The organism is Hyphomicrobium sp. (assembly GCF_009026145.1).
Lineage (GTDB): Bacteria > Pseudomonadota > Alphaproteobacteria > Rhizobiales > Hyphomicrobiaceae > Hyphomicrobium_A.
The window spans coordinates 240,989-257,485 of record NZ_WBUE01000001.1; the positions used below are offsets into that span (position 1 = coordinate 240,989).

Genomic DNA, 16,497 nt, shown 5'->3' on the forward strand with positions numbered 1-16,497 from the left:
TCGATGGCACGAGCAACTTAAATACGCTGCGAACAAGAAAGTCTTAACTGAGAAGGATGATCCCCACTACATGAGCGCGCTGAAGCGACTGATGCCTTTCAACGCCGAGCAGGCCGTGAACATCCTCAGCGAGTTCGGGCCGCTGGTGTTGATGTTCGTGGTCAACGCCATGTACGGCATCGCCGCCGGCACGTGGGCGCTCATCATATCTACCGTCGTAGCCATCGTAGCCATGCTCGTGGTGCTGCACCGGCTGCCCATCTTCCCGTTGATCGCATCGACCGTCACCATGGTGTTCGGCGGCCTTACCATCATCACCCACGATCCGATGTGGGTGCAGATCAAGGTCACCATCTTCAACGCGCTGTTCGCAGCCTTCCTCTTCGGCGGCCTCTGGTTCGACCGCAACTTCTTCAAGTACGTGTTCGAGAAGACCTTCCACTACAGCAAGGTGGGTTGGGACAAGTTCACCTGGAACTTCGCCTGGTTCTTCGTCTTTACGGCCTTCGCCAACGAGGCGGTGCGGCTCACCTTCAAGGACGAGAGCGTCTATGACATCCTCGGCCTGCAGATGGACGGGGTCGGCATCTGGATCGCCTTCAAGATCGCTCTCATCATGCCGCTGTCCGCGTTCTACGCCTGGTACTTGACGCGCCTCATGCAGCGCTATCGCGTACCGGAAGAGAAGGTATCGATGGAGGCCGACATGGAGGCGGTGCCGCGCGGGCATGCCGCCGAGGTCACCAACCTCGGCCGGCAGGCGCCCCACGCCGTGGAGCGCATTGCAGCGGCCGAGACGAGCGAGCGCGAGGCCAATCTCGGCTAGCCTCCAGGCGCCGCGTGCAGACATCTTTAGGGGAGCGTTGTGGATATGGCCGACGAGGCAACGACCAAACCGGAAGAGGCATCAGCGGGAACGCGATCGCAACTCCTCAAGCTCGCCGTCGAGGTGGGGCCGCTTGTCGTTTTCTTCATCGTCAATGCGCGCGCCGGCATTTTCTGGGGGACCGGCATTTTCATGCTGGTAACGATCGCGTCGCTGATCGCCTCGCGCTTGATGTTCGGTCGCATTCCGGTGATGCCGCTCGTATCTGGCGTCTGCGTCGTGGTGTTCGGTGGCCTCACGCTGTGGCTGCAGGACGATCACTTCATCAAGATCAAACCGACGATAGTGAACGCCCTATTTGCGACGGCGCTGTTCGGCGGCCTGCTTGCCGGTCACTCGCTGTTGAAGGTGGTGTTCGGAGAGGTGTTTCGCCTGACCGATGACGGCTGGCGCAAGCTCACGTTGCGCTGGGCCTGCTTCTTCACCTTTCTCGCCCTGCTCAATGAAGTCATATGGCGCACCGTCTCCACCGACGCCTGGGTGAGCTTCAAAGTATTTGCCATCATGCCGTTGACCATGGTGTTCGCGTTGTCGCAGATCGGGCTGCTAAAGGCGCACGAAATCTCTGCAGACTAATGCTCGCGGCGGCAGAATGTCTTTGTCCTGATCTTCTGCCGTCAAAGCAATGTCCCCGATAATCTTGCGGCTTATTCTCAACATACGTTCTTTTGCTCTGGACGAACGTACAAATCTGGTATTTTCTCCAAACCGAACCGCAACCTATTCCACACAGGCAAAGGTGGGGCGTGGGGGTCCAAACGTTGTTTGAGGCGACGTTTCGGAGCATGCCGCCATTTGGCCAAGACAATCATGACACGTCACAGGGCACGCGAAATGGCCGGGGGAAGACTGGAGCGATCTCCGATTCACTTGCTGCATCGAGCCGGTCAGTGCGCCAGCGACATCTTCCAGGGCGAAATGGGTGCGGGCGATCTGACGCCGCGGCAGTACGCGGTGCTCGTTGCCGTTTCGCAGAACGAGGGCGTCAGTCAGACGCTGCTGGTCGAGAAGACCGGGGTCGACCGCTCGACGCTCGCCGACATCGTCCGGCGCATGCTGAAGAAGGGGCTGCTGCAGCGACGCCGCACCAAAGAGGACGCACGCGCCTATTCGGTGAAGCTGACCGAGGAAGGCTGGAAGGTCCTCAAGGCAACCGACCCTCTAGCCAAGCGCGTCGACGACAAGATTCTCGGGGTGCTCCCCGGCGCACAGCGCGAACGCTTCCTGCAGGACCTCAATCAGATCGTGAAGGCGCTGGGCAAGATGCAGGCCGACGGCGCCGGCGACGCTGACTAAGCATCAACGCTCCATGCCTGCTGGCTACGCCGCCTTCGTCAGGCGGCGTTGGGCATGAGATTGCGGTTGATGATCGTCTCGGCGATCTGCACCGTGTTGAGCGCCGCGCCCTTCAAAAGATTGTCGGAGACGACCCACAGCGCCAGCCCGTTCTCGACCGTTGCATCCTCGCGGATGCGCGAGACGTAGGTGGCGAATTCGCCCACCGCCTCGACGGGCGTGACGTAGCCGCCCGGCTCGCGCTTGTCGACGACCACGACGCCCGGCGCCTCACGCAGGATGGCGCGCGCCTCCTCCGGACTGATCGGCTTCTCGAACTCGATCGTCACCGCTTCGGAATGGCCGACGAACACCGGCACGCGCACGCACGTCGCCGTCAGCTTGATGTGGGGATCGAGAATCTTCTTGGTCTCGGCCATCATCTTCCATTCCTCTTTCGTGTAGCCGTCCTCCATGAAGACGTCGATGTGAGGAATGCAGTTGAAGGCGATCTGCTTGGGGAACTTCTTCGGCTCCACCTCCTCGCCGGGGACGTACTTGCTCTTTGTCTGCTGCCACAGCTCGTCCATCGCCTCCTTGCCGGCGCCGGAGACGGACTGATAGGTGGAGACGACGACGCGCTTGATCTTCGCCGCGTCGTGCAACGGCTTCAGCACGACGACGAGCTGCGCGGTGGAGCAGTTCGGATTGGCGATGATGTTCTTCTTGGTGTAGCCGGCGACCGCATCGGCGTTCACCTCGGGCACGATGAGCGGCACGTCGCGGTCGTAGCGCCAGCACGACGAATTGTCGATGACGATGCAGCCCTTGGCGCCGATGCGCGGCGCCCACTCCTTGGCGACGGCCGAGCCGGCGGACATGAGGCAGAAGTCCGCCTTGCCGAAGTCGAACTGCTCGAGGTCTTGGCACTTCAGCGTGCGATCGCCGAACGACACCTCGGTGCCGAGCGAGCGGCGCGAGGCGATGGCGAACGCTTCGTCCACCGGAAACTCGCGCTCGGCGAGCACGTTCAGCATTTCACGGCCCACGTTGCCCGTGGCGCCGACCACGGCGACCTTGTAACCCATCGTCAGACCCGATTTCCCAAGTGGCAGCGGCATATGCCGCGTCTGCGGGCTCACTTACGCAAGCTCGCCGCGCCGCGCAAGGGGTGCCGCAGGCGACGGCCCGATTCCGTCGACCCAAACGCCGCTCAGGCCGCGAGCTTCTTCAGCTCCTTGAGGATCGCTCCGCCCATCTCGGCGGTGCCGACCTTGTGCATGCCAGGCTGCATGATGTCGCCCGTGCGCAGGCCCGCGGCCAGCACCCCGGCGATCGCCTCGTCGAGCAGATCCGCTTCCTTGCCCATGTCGAAGGAGTAACGCAGCGCCATGCCGAAGGAGGCGATGGTGGCGATGGGGTTGGCGAGGCCCTTGCCGGCGATATCGGGCGCCGAGCCGTGCACCGGCTCGTAGAGGGCCTTGCGCTTGCCGGTCTTGGCGTCGGGTGCGCCAAGGGAGGCCGACGGCAGCATGCCGAGCGAGCCGGTCGCCATGGCCGCCTCGTCCGACAGCACGTCGCCGAACAGATTGTCGGTGACGATGACGTCGAACTGCTTGGGGTTGCGCACCAGCTGCATGGCGCAGTTGTCGGCGAGGATATGCTCGAGCTTCACGTCCGGCGCGTACGCCTTGTGCGTCGCCGTCACGACCTCGTTCCACAATACGCCGGTGCGCATGACGTTGCGCTTCTCGGCCGAATGCACCTTGTTGCCGCGCTTGCGGGCAAGGTCGAAGGCGACCTTGGCGATGCGCTCGATCTCGGAGGTCGTATAGACCTGCGTGTCGACGGCGCGCTTTTCGCCGTTCTCCAGGGTGACGATCTCTTTCGGCTCGCCGAAATACACCCCGCCCGTCAGCTCGCGCACGATCATGATGTCGAGCCCCTCGACCAGCTCGCGCTTCAGCGAGGAGGCATCGGCGAGGGCCGGGTAGCAGATGGCCGGACGCAAGTTGGCGAACAGGCCCAGATCCTTGCGCAGGCGCAACAGGCCCGCCTCGGGACGCACCGCATATGGCACGCCGTCCCACTTGGGGCCGCCGACAGCGCCGAAGATCACGGCATCGGCCTTCTGCGCCTTGTCCATGGCAGCGTCGGTGATCGCCACGCCGTGTTTGTCATAGGCCGCCCCGCCGACGAGGTCGGTCTGGGTAGCGAACTTCGCGGCTCCCGCCTTGTTGAAGAAGTCGACGATGCGCTCGACCTCGGCAATGGTCTCGACGCCGATGCCATCGCCGGGAAGCAGGAGCAGGTTATAGGTGGTCATGCGGTGTTGGGCCTGGAGCCAGAGGTGGGTGGAAAAAGCGCGGTAGTGCTAGCCGCTTGGCCTCGCCGCGGCAAGAGGAGGGCAGGCTCAGCCGCCCAGCGGCGGCACCCAGAACAGCAAGTAGCCGTTGAGGGTTGCGGCCGCACCCAGAGCGGCCAGCGCGCCGCTCAGCACCAACAGGCTCGTCCCCCCAGTGATGATGGCCACCGAAGCCAGCACGATGGCGATCTGCAGCAGCGCCTGGCCATAGTCGAAGAAGGGGTCCTCGAGCATGGCGCGGTTGCGCTGCTCCTCGAGCACCTTGCCTTTGACCAGCAGCTCCTTCAGCCCTTCGCCGGTGTCGGGCTCCGAGCCGAGGCGCACCTCGTCCTTGCGATACTTGGCGATGTTCTCCTCGATCATGGCGCGGGCGGCTTCGGGCAGTGCCGGCTGGCTGGCCAGCAGCGCCTCGAACTCGGCGATTTGCAGCCGCAGCTGGTGCCGGCGGATGTTCTTTGCCTGAAAGAAGGCCCAGGTGTTGGAGGCTTCGATATTGCGCGCGGTGGCGTCCTTGGTCGCATTGCCACCGCCCACGCCGGAAATGGCGAGCAACACGGCCAGCACGCCTATGTAGACGGCGATCATCCGGTCGCGGTGCTTCTTACCGGTGTCCTCAATCGCTTCGGCGAGATCCTTGAAAGCCATCGAACGGCCGCCTCAAACGTTGTCTTCAGGGGGCGCGTCGATGCTGCGCGACGGCAGCAGATCGCTGCGGCCGACCGGCACGCCGTCGGGCCCGAGCCGGTAGACGATGGGCGCTCCGGTCGCCAGCTCGCGATTGAGGATCTCCTCGCCGGTCAAATTCTCGAGGTTCATGATGAGGGCACGCAGCGAGTTGCCGTGCGCCACGATGAGGACCGTCTTGCCAGACTGAAGATCGGGCCAAATGCGCGAGCGGTAGTAGGGCATGACCCGCTCCTCGGTGTCCTTGAGGCTCTCGCCGCCGGGAGGCGGAATATCGTAGCTGCGGCGCCAGATCCTGACCTGCTCCTCGCCCCAGCGGTCGCGCGCCTCATCCTTGTTGAGCCCGCACAGGTCGCCGTAGTGGCGCTCATTGAGCGCCTCATCGAGGTGGACCGGTATCTTGGTCTGCCCGATCTCCGACAGGATGATGTCGAGCGTTCGCTGCGCACGTTTCAGCCCGCTGCTGTAGGCAACGTCGAATTTCAGACCCTGCGAGCGCAGCATGCGGGCGGCGACGAGCGCCTCGATGAGTCCTTTCTCGGTGAGGTCCGGATCGCACCAGCCTGTGAACAGGTTGCGGCGGTTCCATTCGCTCTCGCCGTGCCGTACGAGCACGAGCGTGTGCGTGCGCTGATCGTTCGGGATTACGGGACGGACTTCCACGATCACAGCCCCAGCACATCAGACATTGAGTATAGCCCCGGCGCCCTGCCGTGGCCCCAAAGCAGCGCCTTTACCGCCCCCCGCGCAAACACCGACCTGTCCCCTGCAACGTGTGCAAGCTCGACGCGCTCCCCGGGACCGGCGAAGATCACCCTGTGCTCGCCGACGACGCTGCCGCCGCGCAGGCTGGCAAATCCGATGTCGCCGCGGCGGCGCGGTCCGGTCACGCCGTCGCGCGCCCTGACCGAGTGCTGTCGAAGATCGAGCCCGCGGCCTTCGGCGGCAGCGGCGCCGAGCATCAGCGCCGTGCCCGACGGTGCATCGACCTTGTCGCGATGGTGCATCTCCACGATCTCGATGTCGAAATCCTCGTCCAGCGCCTCCGCAACGCGGCGGGTGAGCGCCATCAGCAGGTTTACCCCGAGACTCATGTTGCCCGCCTTGACGATGGGTGCATGGCGCGCCGCTGCGGCAATCTGAGCCTCATCCCCAGGCGTTAGTCCCGTGGTGCCAATGACATGCACCGCGCGCGCATTAGCCGCGAGGGCGGCGAACTCGACCGTGGCCTTGGGCGAGGTGAAATCGAGGATACCGTCGCAGCGGGAGATGGCATCGAGCGCATCGGAGGTGACCGAAACGCCGAGCGGTGTCAGACCGGCGACGACACCGACATCAGAGCCGATCGCCGGTGAGCCCTCCCGCTCCACGCCCCCCACTATGCTGCAGCCGGCCGCGTGCGCCGCGCGCACAAGCTCCTGGCCCATGCGCCCCGCAACGCCCATAACGGCGACTTTCATCCGGGAACCTCGAATTCGATCGAAGGAAGTGCGCCGCGATATAGCAACACACCGGGTGATGAGGGAAGGCTATGCCGACACGTGAGCCTCTGCTGCACCGCCGCGAAGCAGCTGCTCCCGAGCAGGCGAGAAAGCGGTTTCAGATGGCATCTGCATGCAAGCTTCTTGAAGGAGGAATTCTTGGCGTCAAGCGGTGGGTTGTCTCACCGGCAGGCGGGTCAATCCCACGCGAAGGCGATCTTCTTCAACTTGGTGCGCCCGAAACGCTCGAACGCCATGCCGACAGGGCGACCGCCGCGGCGCCAATAAAAGTCCGACGCCGTCGCATTGTCGGCCAACGCCCAAACGATGAGGCCGCACAGCTGTCGCCCATCGAGGTGGTAGCGGCAGGCCTCGAAAAGCCGCTCGCCGAAGCCGATGCCCTGGTAGGTGGGCGATACGTAGAGCTCATAGATTTCGCCCTCGTAGGTGCCCCGCGTGCGCGCGGCGCCCATTGTCGCGTAGCCGGCAACGATGTCGGAAACCTGTAAGACGAGCAACTCGCCTCCCGACCTTATCGTCGTGCCCCACCAATCCGGCGTGCGCCGGCGGATCATGCTGTCGAGGTGCAGATGCGGGATGATGCCGAGATACGCATTACTCCAGCTGGCGCGGAATACTTCACTCAGAGCCGTCGCGTCGGCAGGCAAGCCGCGACGGATCTCGCAATGTGAACTTTCACCCAGCATCGCAGTCTTTTTGTGTTTGGGCTGCCAGTTTACAGCATGCGTCTCATCCTGCGTAAGAGTTTTGCTGAAAGTAGGGCCGACAAAACGCGCAGGGGCCGCGGATACGCTCCGCGGCCCCGATCCGTGTCAGCCCATGGCGCCTTCCCGCACGGGAAGTCAGCCGACCTTCTTCAGCTGCTCGAAGGTCTTGCTGGCCGCTGAGTTCATGCTCTCGAGCGTCTGACGGCTGATCTTGCTCGACAGCTCGAAGAACTCCTTCGTCTGCGAGCTGGCCGTCGCCAGCTGCTGCTTGAAGTAGTCCGCCTGCAGGCGGGCGACCTCGGGAAGCGTCTTGGCGCGCGCCATCGCCTCGGCGGCGTCGAAAGCAGCCTCGGCATTGACGGTCGCTGCGTGCAGGAACTTCTCGCCGAAGGATTTCGCACCGGCCTGGGCGGCGAGCACGATCTCCTCGACTGCCTTCACGCTGTCCTGCGTGGCGGCGTTGATCTTGGTGTAGGCGTCGCGGGTCTTGGCCACGCTCTCCTCGGCGAAAGCCTTCACGTTCTCGGGGATTCGCGCCTCCTTGGCGGCGGCGAGAATGTCTTGCGCCTGGCGGGTGAATTGGTCGTTCATTCTTCTCTCCATAATCGCTTGCGGCCGCCCCGAGGGGGCAGGCGGCTCATGAACCGGGTGGCAAGTTGCATTGGCTCCGAAGAGCATTACCGAGAGCTATTATACACCAATTTTTGTGCAATGCAACAATAGTTCTGTTGCGCTGCACCAACGGCAGTCATCGGAGCATATTATTCTGAAGACTTTGCAACCGTCCCAACACTTACGGCCGTTCAGAGTTTCGCCGCTTTGATCTCCGGCAACGAAAGGCGAGCAAACTTGTCGCGGTAGCCCGTGGCTGATCGGTCGAAGAGAATGTCGGACGGGCGCAGCGGCCGGGCGAGGGCCAGGCCGTCAAGCGATCGGCAGCGGGACAGGGCGACGTAGGCCTGCCCATGCGCGAAAGTGCCACGCCCGAGGTCGATATAGACCTTGTCGAGGGTGAGCCCTTGCGACTTGTGGATGGTCAGTGCCCATGCGAGGCGCAGCGGAAACTGACGGAAGGTGCCAGTTACGTTCTCGACGATCTTCTCGGCGGCCTGATCGTATGCGTAGCGCCGCGCCTCCCAGGAGACTGGCTCGATCTCGTGCGTCTTGCCGTCGAGCTCGATCCACACGCGCTTCTCTTCCAGACGCGCGATGCGGGCAATCGTACCGTTGACCCAGCGCCGATCCGGATCATTGCGCAACAGGATCACTTTGGCGCCCTGCTTCAAGAGCAGCGTCGCATCGGTAGGATGGGCGGCATCGGAATATTCGCCGGTGATGCCTGCCTCGTAAGTTCGCTCCGCCGTGGGGAGCGCATCGAGATAGGCCATGTTGATGCGCTGCGCGGCGGCATTGGTCGGCGTTAGGATGACGAACGGATCCCCCTCGCCGAGCGTGCGGATGGGATGCGTCCGCTCGTTCAACACCTGTAGATCCTCTTCCGTTGCCTCGCCGTCGCGAATGCGATTGAGGACGTGCAGGAAGGTCTCGTCGCTCTGCCGGAACACCTGGTCGAGCTCGAGCAGCGACACTCCGGCCCCTTCGCCGAGCGAAGGCACCTGAAAGAAGAAGGGGCCGCCGAACTCGCTGTCGAGGTGCTCGGCGACATCCCCCTGGATGACCGGCGGCAATTGGTGCAGATCGCCGAACAGCATGAGCCGCACCCCGCCGAATGCTTCGCGCGGGCGGCCGCGGTTGATGCGCAGCGATTGATCGATCGCCCACATGAGATCGGAGCGCACCATCGACACCTCGTCGATGATGATCAGCTTCAACTTGCGCATCAGCCGTCCGTTGCGGCTGCGCCGGATGTCGTCGCTGCGGATGAGGCGCGGGGGAAATCCGAAGAACGAATGGATCGTCTGCCCGCCGACATTGACGGCCGCCAGACCGGTCGGCGCCAGCACCACGGCCTCATCGACGATGTGGTCGCGCAACGTCCGCAGCAGCGTCGATTTTCCGGTGCCGGCGCGCCCGGTGACGAAGAGGTGGCCGTCATCGCGGCGGGCAAAATCTACCGCCCGCATGAATTCCGGCGGCGGCGTTACGCCCGCCGGCCAGGTAATGGGCGAGACGTCCGTTAATTGAGGAAATTTGCCGCTCGCCACGTCGCCTCGCTGCGCTTGGACCCTCAATAGCAGGCCGGACGCCGAGCCTGAAACACTTACGCCGGCCGATGTGGCATCGGCCGGCGTTTTGTTCTTTTTTTCGAATGCCGCGCGGTTCGCGTTATTAGTCGCGAGTTATGGAGATGATCTTGAAGCTGCCGTCGAGCTTGACGTCGTACTGATTGCCGTCCTTGCACTTGACGTCGTCGGCCTCGAACATGCCGGAAGCTTCGGTCTCCTTCTCGAAGGTGCCGCCCTCGCAGCCCCAGTCGGACAGCGTTTGCTTGATCTTTCCTGCCTCATCTTCGGCAGGCTTGGTATCAGCAAACGCTGCGCCACCGCAGAGCGTCATTGCGAGTGCGATGCATGCGAGCTTTTTCATTTGGAACTCCTCCTTCGTTGAGTACCACGCTTACACGCAACGCTATAACACGCACATTTTGCGGCGCACAAAGAGAAATTAACCCTACGCGACCTCGCGGTCGCGCGCGCGCTCCATCTTCTTGCGCTCGTTCGGGTCCAGCCAGCGCTTGCGCAGGCGGATCGACTCAGGCGTCACCTCGACCAGCTCATCATCGGTAATATAGCTCATCGCCTTCTCGAGCGTCAGCTTCATCGGCGGTGTCAACAACACGTTTTCGTCCTTGCCCGAGGCGCGGACGTTGGTGAGCTTTTTGCCTTTCACAACATTGACTTCGAGATCGTTGTCGCGCGTGTGCTCGCCGACGATCATGCCCTCATAGACGCGCGTTTGCGCGCCAATCATGAACGGGCCGCGATCCTGCAGATTGAAGATCGCATACGCCGCCGCCTCGCCCGCCGAGTTGGAGACCAGCACACCGGTGCGGCGCGCGGCGATCTCGCCCTTGAAGGGCGCGTAGCTGTGGAACAGCTTGTTCATGACCGCGGTACCGCGCGTGTCAGAGAGCAGCTCGCTCTGGTAGCCGAGCAGGCCGCGCGTCGGCACGTGGAACACCATGCGCTGGCGTCCGCCGCCCGAAGGACGCATCTCGAGCAGCTCGCCCTTGCGCTCCGAAAGCTTCTGCACGACGACACCGGTGAAACCCTCGTCGACGTCGATGATGACCTCCTCGATCGGCTCGAGCCTGGCACCGCTCTCGTCGGTCTTGTAGACGACCTTGGGGCGCGACACGGTCAGCTCGAACCCCTCGCGGCGCATGTTCTCGATGAGGATGCCGAGCTGCAATTCGCCTCGGCCGGCAACGTCGAAGGCGTCCTTGTCATCGGAGATGGTGACCTTGATCGCGATATTGCGCTCAGCCTCCTTCATCAGGCGGTCGAGAATGACGCGGCTCTGCACCTTGTCACCCTCCTGCCCGGCGAACGGCCCGTCATTGATGCGGAACGTCATCGACAGCGTCGGCGGATCGACCGGCTGCGCGGGAAGCGGGTCCTCGACCGAAGGATCGCATAGCGTATCGGCGACGGTTGCCTCGCTCATGCCGGCGACGGCGACGATCTCGCCGGCCTCGGCCTGATCGACGGGCACACGCTCCAGGCCGCGGAAGGCGAGCACCTTCTGCACGCGGAAATTCTCGATCAGCTTGCCGTCGCGATTGAGCGCCTTGAGCGGCTGGCCTGCCTTGAGCACGCCGGAGGTAATGCGGCCGGTGAGGATGCGGCCAAGGAAGGGATCGGCCTCCAGTGTCGTCGCCAGCATGCGCAGCGGACCGTCCTCGACCTTGGGCGGCGGCACGTGCGACAGCACGAGGTCGAACATCGGCGCCAGGCTTTCCTGCGGTCCGGCCGGGTCGAGCGCCATCCAGCCGTTGCGGCCCGAACCGTAGAGCACTGGAAAGTCGAGCTGCTCGTCGGTGGCGTCGAGATTGGCGAAGAGGTCGAACACCTCGTTCAAGACATCGAGGTGTCGCTCGTCGGGACGGTCGATCTTGTTGATGGCAACGATCGGGCGGAGGCCGCGCTTTAGCGCCTTGGAGACGACGAACTTCGTCTGCGGCAACGGGCCCTCGGACGCATCGACGAGCACGACCACGCCGTCGACCATATTGAGGATGCGCTCGACCTCGCCGCCGAAGTCGGCGTGGCCAGGCGTGTCGACGATGTTGATGCGCGTGTCCTTCCAGACCACCGACGTGCACTTGGCGAGGATGGTGATGCCGCGCTCGCGCTCCAGGTCGTTTGAATCCATGGCGCGCTCGGCCACGCGCTGGCCCTCGCGGAACGAGCCGGACTGCTTCAAAAGCTCGTCGACGAGCGTCGTCTTGCCGTGGTCGACGTGGGCGATAATGGCGATGTTTCTAAGCTTCATCAGGGGCTTTGTGCGCTGCAAAAGATGCGCGGACCTAGCACATCGGCTTGAAAACTGATAGGGGCCCCGGCCGATCATGCGGGAAAGCAGGCAAGCCGGCCCACGTGGAGCGCGGCAGGCGCGGGCGCCTCTCCGGTCGGCATTCCGGGGCTCGTCTCCGAGATTTCAGCCATCGGCAAACACTGGTTGCGGCCGCGGGCTCGATCCCCTGCGACGCGGGCCCAGTTGAAACTCGCGCCACTAGACATGCCAGCGCTGGCCGACTCGTTGCAGGCGTCGCGCAGCGGGTCGGCATCCGCGGCCAGTTGCTTCCCTTCAGGGCCGAGGCCATACTTAGCCAGCATTCTTGCATTTCTTTTTTAGGGACATTCATCATGACGACGCCGTCCGCGGCCGAAGAGGTCATTGCGCACCACGAAGAGCTCGATCTTTATCCCGAAATTCCGCTGGCCGATGACCCCCGCTTTACGGCGAAGGGCATTCCCACCATCGAAGTCCCGTCGGCGGGGCCACGACCGATGGCCAGATACGCGGGAAGCGTTCAGCTCGTGTACCCGACGGCCGACCGAAGATTCTCGATGCGCGTGAAGGGCCACTACGCGAACGGGTACCCTGTCGGCGCCGTCGTCCATTCGACCGAAGGTCGCTCGAAGAAAGGCGACATCGATGCCGAGAATACGATCACGGGCACCGGAATTCCCAACGGCCACTGCTATTTCTGCATCTCGAGCACCGGCAAGGTCTATCAGCCTTTCCTACTCGACAGCTGGGGCATTCATTGCGGCAAGACCTATCATCCCGATCTGGGTTTTGCCCTCGACAACAAGCTAGTCGGCATCGAGGTGTGTTGCGCCGGAATCGTGAAGAAAGTCGCTGACGACAGATACCACCCGGGCTGGAGCGAAACGTTCACCGAGGCCGAGGTGCGCTACAGAGACAAGACCGAGAATATTCAGAAAGCCGGGCACTACCATCAATTCAATGCGGCGCAGGAGAAGGCTCTGTTCGACCTGCTCATCTGGTTGAAGACGAACAATCCGCTGGTCTTCAAGCTGGAGCACGTATTCGGTCACGACGAGATTGCGACCAACGCCCCTCAGGGCCAGCCGGGCGACAAGACGCTCGGGCGCAAGCAGGACCCCGGCGGCAGTCTTTCGATGTTCATGAAGGACCTTCGCGCGAAGCTGCTGGCGGCGATGCCCTCCGGGTAATCGCTCACGGATTCCCGAGATGCCAATGAACGACGCCTTTAAAGGCCATGGCACGTTTTGCTATCAACCAAACGAGATCATGCGCAAATACAAGGAATATCCGGCGCCGGGAAACCCTGGCCCGGCCGACCGCTTTGCCCAGGCGCTGCGCGATATGGACATGTCCCACGCCTGGGTTCGCCTTTTCGGCCTCGAGGGGTCGATGCCTGCGGCCGACACTGCGACCCTCACCAGGGCGCTGCGCAATGCCGGCATTCACGTCGCCGGCTGGGGCTATTGCCACGGCGCCGACACGAAAGCGGAGCTCGCGCTCGCAAAGACGGAATGCGACCGGCACGGGATAACCGCCTTTATTGCCGATATCGAGCCGGGGCGACGCTTGGGCGGCACGCGGTCGAAGTGGGGCGACACCGAATTCAGCGAGTTCATCGACGGCCTGGTGGCGAAGTTCGGAATCGATAACCTGGGAATCTCGACCTGGCCTGTACTCAAGATTCAAAACGAACCGCAATACCCCTCGCTGGCGCTCATGCGGAGGGTGGCCGATCGCGTGGCGATGTTTGCGCCTCAGGCCTACTGGATGAGCTATCCCAAGGCCGTGCACTACAATACGACAGGGTTCAAGGAGGCCGACTATCCTCGCGACGATCCCACCTCCTTCGTGCGCCTCGTGATCGATTCTTGGAGAGCCGATAACTTCACGCGACCGCTGGTAATCACCGGCCAAGCCTACTGGGGCGAGGGAGCACCGCAGACCTCGATCCTCGAGGCGAAAGTCGCACGTTTTACCTCCCAGTTCGCGGACTGGTCGAAGATCGTCGGACTCAATTGGTGGCACGCCGGCGGTGACGAAGCGACGGCTCCGGCAATGTCTCCGGCCATGATCGACACGCTACGGGCGGCGCAGCTCGGAAGCCGCCCATTTGCATCCGCATAGCGGGACACGCCACGCATTCTTTACACGTGGCGGTGCATGGCAGAGGCATCGCGCGTATCGCGCATCAGCGCGTAGACGGTCAGCGACACCAATATGCAGCCGGTGACGTACCAATAGAAGACGCTCTCGTAACCGATCTGCTTGAGGTAGAGCGCGACATACTCCGCGGTACCGCCGAACAGTGCCACGGTGATCGCGTACGGAAATCCGACCCCCATGGCGCGCACGCCGGTGGGAAACAGCTCGGCCTTCACCACCGCGTTGATCGCCGTGTAGCCACTGACGATGACGAGCGCCCCCATGATCAGGAGAAATGCGGTCCATGCATCGGTGGCATCCTGCAGCGCCGTCAGAATGGGCACCGTCAGCAATGTGCCGAGCACGCCGAAGGTAAGCAAGACCAGACGCCGTCCGACGACATCCGATATGGCGCCGACCACGGGCTGCAGGCACATGTAGAGGAACAGCGTGCTCGCGGCGATGACGGTGGAGGTATCTTTCGACAGTCCCGCGGAGTTGACGAGGAATTTCTGCATGTACGTCGTGTAGGTATAGAAGGCCACGGTGCCGCCGAGCGTCAGGCCGACGACGATCGCCACCTCGCGCGGGTGGCGCAGCAATCCCCTCAACGGGCTTTCCCGCACGCCTAGCGCACGCGCCGCGATGAACGCGTCGCTCTCGTGCATGTCGCGGCGCATGTAGTAGATGACGATGGCGAGCCCCGCCCCGATGAAGAACGGAATGCGCCAGCCCCAATCGTCCAGTTGCTCCGGCGTCAGCAGCAGCTTCTGCAGAAAGAGCAGCACCAGCATGGCGAGCAGCTGCCCCCCGATCAGCGTCACGTACTGGAAGCTCGAATAGAAGCCGCGATGCTCAGGGTGCGCCACCTCGGACAGGTACGTGGCGCTGGTCCCGTACTCGCCGCCCAGACTCAGGCCCTGCACCAGGCGCGCGAACAGCAACACGAACGGCGCCGCCAACCCGATCGTCGCGTAGGTCGGCGTCACGGCGATGATCAGTGAGCCGAGACACATCATCAGCACCGACACGGTGAGCGCCAGGCGGCGGCCGTGGCGGTCGGCCATGTGCCCGAACAGCCACCCGCCGAAGGGACGCATCAGAAAGCCAACGGCGAAGATGCCCGCCGCGCTGAGGAGCTGCGCCGTCTGGCTCTCGGCGGGAAAGAACGACTTGGCAAAATAGAGCGCGAACGCCGAGTAGGCGTAGAAGTCGTACCATTCGACGAGATTGCCGGCCGAGCCGACGAAGATTGCTTTCAGGCGGCGCGCCGTGTCGGCGAGGCTCACCTCGGGCGGCGCATCCGAGGAAATGCCCGCCGCCCGCTCATTCATGTTGCCGGTCTCTCCGCTTGCGACCTTATGCGCGCGTCAGCATCGCACGCAGCTCCTCGAGGCGCAGCTTCGTTTGCATGTCGATGGCATCCTTGATCGACAGCATCTGCTTCTCGATCACCGTGCTGAGCTCGCCCGCCATGCTCTCGCGCGCCGAGGCATTCATTGCCGCCAAGGTTTCGCGGATGTGCGCCAGCCCGAGGTCGCGCTCGATGTGCTGGCCCAGCTTCTCCAGGAACTCGCGCGCGAAGTTCGGAACCTCGAGGCGCGCCATGGCGGCGAGCGCGCGCCGGCGAACCGCCGTGTCGGGGTGGGTCAGCGCCGACCGCATCAGGCGACTGTTCAAGGTGGTGGGTACGCGCACCAGGCGCTTCTTCACGCTGTCCGGGCTGACCGTGCCGTTCTCCAGGGCGTGCGCCATGGAGATCTGATGCGTGTATTGCTGCAAGCGCAATAGCAGCGCGCGCACGACGATGATCGACAGCGTGACGACGATGATCAGACGCACCGAGTTGCCGGTCCAGCCGTTGTAGACGATCTGCGCGCTCAAGTTATCGGACAGGTTGACGAGATTGGCCCAGGCACTGACCACGGTGGTGACGATTGGGATCTCGTTGAGGACGCAGGCGAGGTACTCGCTGTACTCGCTGGTCAGCGTCGGACGCTGGCGTAGGATCTGCGCTAGGCCAGTATTCTCGATCGTCTGGATGAGCGCCGCTAGTCCGAGAATGTAGAAAGCGGTCGAGGAGGCGAGGATCGGCACGTTGTTGACCACATCCAGCGCCGAGAACGTCATCTTTTCGGCCGCCAGCGAGCCCTCCATCACCCGCTTCTCCTCGTACATGATGCGCAAGCTGGAGGCGATGATGAGGATGTGGACGAGGAGGAATGCCACCAGCCACCAGAACAGGTGCTTGGTTTCGAGACCGGTCGCCGCCGCGTAGAGGACGGCGGCATTGACGCCGAGCCACAGCGCCACCTTCCAGAAGCTCACGCCACCGGTTTGCGGGTCGGGCCGGAAGATCAAGTTGAGCAGACCGATGAGCGGCCAGCAGACGCTCGTCCAGGCGCGATCCAACGCCCCGAACAGCGTCGTGGTGACTTTTTCTTGTACCGTCGACAT

The 16,497-nt window shown here is 63.3% G+C and carries 17 protein-coding genes; 5 read left to right on the top strand and 12 right to left on the bottom strand.

Features of this window, described 5'->3' with window-relative positions; all coding sequences use genetic code 11:
* Positions 1 to 70 precede the first annotated feature (70 nt).
* From F9K20_RS01260 to F9K20_RS01270, 3 genes are all read left to right on the top strand, one after another.
* Entirely contained in the window at positions 71 to 826 is a 756-nt protein-coding gene (locus F9K20_RS01260) for a septation protein IspZ (protein ID WP_290997002.1), read from the top strand.
* 45 nt (positions 827 to 871) lie between these two features.
* Positions 872 to 1,462 (top strand): septation protein A, encoded by a 591-nt coding sequence (locus tag F9K20_RS01265; RefSeq protein ID WP_290997003.1) that lies wholly within the window; start codon positions 872 to 874, stop codon positions 1,460 to 1,462.
* Positions 1,463 to 1,756: 294 nt separating this feature from the next.
* Positions 1,757 to 2,182 (top strand): MarR family winged helix-turn-helix transcriptional regulator, encoded by a 426-nt coding sequence (locus F9K20_RS01270; RefSeq protein ID WP_290997004.1) that lies wholly within the window; start codon positions 1,757 to 1,759, stop codon positions 2,180 to 2,182.
* A 38-nt stretch (positions 2,183 to 2,220) separates the two neighbouring features.
* Here the strand turns inward: F9K20_RS01270 and F9K20_RS01275 are convergent, their stop codons facing one another.
* From F9K20_RS01275 to typA, 10 genes are all read right to left on the bottom strand, one after another.
* Positions 2,221 to 3,249: an aspartate-semialdehyde dehydrogenase gene (locus F9K20_RS01275; protein WP_290997005.1), complete on the bottom strand. Its 1,029-nt coding sequence runs from the start codon at positions 3,247 to 3,249 to the stop codon at positions 2,221 to 2,223.
* Between the two features lie 125 nt (positions 3,250 to 3,374).
* A complete protein-coding gene (leuB, locus tag F9K20_RS01280) occupies positions 3,375 to 4,487 on the bottom strand; it encodes a 3-isopropylmalate dehydrogenase (RefSeq protein WP_290997006.1) in 1,113 nt (370 codons plus the stop codon).
* An 87-nt stretch (positions 4,488 to 4,574) separates the two neighbouring features.
* Positions 4,575 to 5,171 (bottom strand): DUF4337 domain-containing protein, encoded by a 597-nt coding sequence (locus tag F9K20_RS01285; RefSeq protein ID WP_290997007.1) that lies wholly within the window; start codon positions 5,169 to 5,171, stop codon positions 4,575 to 4,577.
* A 12-nt stretch (positions 5,172 to 5,183) separates the two neighbouring features.
* Complete coding sequence (locus tag F9K20_RS01290) at positions 5,184 to 5,873, bottom strand: 2,3-bisphosphoglycerate-dependent phosphoglycerate mutase (protein ID WP_290997008.1); 690 nt, start codon at positions 5,871 to 5,873, stop codon at positions 5,184 to 5,186.
* A 2-nt stretch (positions 5,874 to 5,875) separates the two neighbouring features.
* Positions 5,876 to 6,670 carry a 4-hydroxy-tetrahydrodipicolinate reductase gene (gene dapB / locus F9K20_RS01295; protein WP_290997009.1) on the bottom strand — a complete coding sequence of 265 codons (795 nt, stop codon included), beginning with the start codon at positions 6,668 to 6,670 and terminating at the stop codon, positions 5,876 to 5,878.
* 218 nt (positions 6,671 to 6,888) lie between these two features.
* Entirely contained in the window at positions 6,889 to 7,398 is a 510-nt protein-coding gene (locus tag F9K20_RS01300) for a GNAT family N-acetyltransferase (protein ID WP_290997010.1), read from the bottom strand.
* A 156-nt stretch (positions 7,399 to 7,554) separates the two neighbouring features.
* Positions 7,555 to 8,010, bottom strand: coding sequence for a phasin family protein (locus F9K20_RS01305; RefSeq protein WP_290997011.1), 456 nt, complete (start codon positions 8,008 to 8,010; stop codon positions 7,555 to 7,557).
* Between the two features lie 212 nt (positions 8,011 to 8,222).
* Positions 8,223 to 9,584: an ATP-dependent RecD-like DNA helicase gene (locus tag F9K20_RS01310; protein WP_290997012.1), complete on the bottom strand. Its 1,362-nt coding sequence runs from the start codon at positions 9,582 to 9,584 to the stop codon at positions 8,223 to 8,225.
* Between the two features lie 124 nt (positions 9,585 to 9,708).
* Positions 9,709 to 9,966 (bottom strand): PepSY domain-containing protein, encoded by a 258-nt coding sequence (locus tag F9K20_RS01315; RefSeq protein WP_290997013.1) that lies wholly within the window; start codon positions 9,964 to 9,966, stop codon positions 9,709 to 9,711.
* A gap of 84 nt (positions 9,967 to 10,050) precedes the next feature.
* Positions 10,051 to 11,874, bottom strand: a complete 1,824-nt coding sequence (typA, locus tag F9K20_RS01320; RefSeq protein ID WP_290997014.1) for a translational GTPase TypA — start codon at positions 11,872 to 11,874, stop codon at positions 10,051 to 10,053.
* Between the two features lie 374 nt (positions 11,875 to 12,248).
* Between typA and F9K20_RS01325 the strand changes: the two genes are divergently transcribed.
* Together F9K20_RS01325 and F9K20_RS01330 are read left to right on the top strand one after the other, a co-directional pair.
* Positions 12,249 to 13,085, top strand: a complete 837-nt coding sequence (locus F9K20_RS01325; protein WP_290997015.1) for an N-acetylmuramoyl-L-alanine amidase — start codon at positions 12,249 to 12,251, stop codon at positions 13,083 to 13,085.
* Between the two features lie 25 nt (positions 13,086 to 13,110).
* Positions 13,111 to 14,022: a hypothetical protein gene (locus F9K20_RS01330; RefSeq protein ID WP_290997016.1), complete on the top strand. Its 912-nt coding sequence runs from the start codon at positions 13,111 to 13,113 to the stop codon at positions 14,020 to 14,022.
* A gap of 20 nt (positions 14,023 to 14,042) precedes the next feature.
* Here the strand turns inward: F9K20_RS01330 and F9K20_RS01335 are convergent, their stop codons facing one another.
* Both F9K20_RS01335 and F9K20_RS01340 read right to left on the bottom strand, forming a co-directional pair.
* Complete coding sequence (locus F9K20_RS01335) at positions 14,043 to 15,374, bottom strand: MFS transporter (protein ID WP_290997017.1); 1,332 nt, start codon at positions 15,372 to 15,374, stop codon at positions 14,043 to 14,045.
* Positions 15,375 to 15,399: 25 nt separating this feature from the next.
* Positions 15,400 to 16,497 carry a hypothetical protein gene (locus F9K20_RS01340; RefSeq protein ID WP_290997018.1) on the bottom strand — a complete coding sequence of 366 codons (1,098 nt, stop codon included), beginning with the start codon at positions 16,495 to 16,497 and terminating at the stop codon, positions 15,400 to 15,402.

Bases quoted from the DNA above. Each gene is read 5' to 3' on its own strand.
- F9K20_RS01330 (WP_290997016.1), top strand. From the start codon at position 13,111: ATGAACGACGCCTTTAAAGGCCATGGCACGTTTTGCTATCAACCAAAC.
- F9K20_RS01340 (WP_290997018.1), bottom strand. From the start codon at position 16,497: ATGTCGACGGTACAAGAAAAAGTCACCACGACGCTGTTCGGGGCGTTG.
- F9K20_RS01275 (WP_290997005.1), bottom strand. From the start codon at position 3,249: ATGGGTTACAAGGTCGCCGTGGTCGGCGCCACGGGCAACGTGGGCCGT.
- F9K20_RS01325 (WP_290997015.1), top strand. From the start codon at position 12,249: ATGACGACGCCGTCCGCGGCCGAAGAGGTCATTGCGCACCACGAAGAG.
- F9K20_RS01285 (WP_290997007.1), bottom strand. From the start codon at position 5,171: ATGGCTTTCAAGGATCTCGCCGAAGCGATTGAGGACACCGGTAAGAAG.
- dapB (WP_290997009.1), bottom strand. From the start codon at position 6,670: ATGAAAGTCGCCGTTATGGGCGTTGCGGGGCGCATGGGCCAGGAGCTT.
- F9K20_RS01305 (WP_290997011.1), bottom strand. From the start codon at position 8,010: ATGAACGACCAATTCACCCGCCAGGCGCAAGACATTCTCGCCGCCGCC.
- F9K20_RS01335 (WP_290997017.1), bottom strand. From the start codon at position 15,374: ATGAATGAGCGGGCGGCGGGCATTTCCTCGGATGCGCCGCCCGAGGTG.
- typA (WP_290997014.1), bottom strand. From the start codon at position 11,874: ATGAAGCTTAGAAACATCGCCATTATCGCCCACGTCGACCACGGCAAG.
- F9K20_RS01300 (WP_290997010.1), bottom strand. From the start codon at position 7,398: ATGCTGGGTGAAAGTTCACATTGCGAGATCCGTCGCGGCTTGCCTGCC.
- F9K20_RS01315 (WP_290997013.1), bottom strand. From the start codon at position 9,966: ATGAAAAAGCTCGCATGCATCGCACTCGCAATGACGCTCTGCGGTGGC.
- F9K20_RS01265 (WP_290997003.1), top strand. From the start codon at position 872: ATGGCCGACGAGGCAACGACCAAACCGGAAGAGGCATCAGCGGGAACG.
- F9K20_RS01260 (WP_290997002.1), top strand. From the start codon at position 71: ATGAGCGCGCTGAAGCGACTGATGCCTTTCAACGCCGAGCAGGCCGTG.
- leuB (WP_290997006.1), bottom strand. From the start codon at position 4,487: ATGACCACCTATAACCTGCTCCTGCTTCCCGGCGATGGCATCGGCGTC.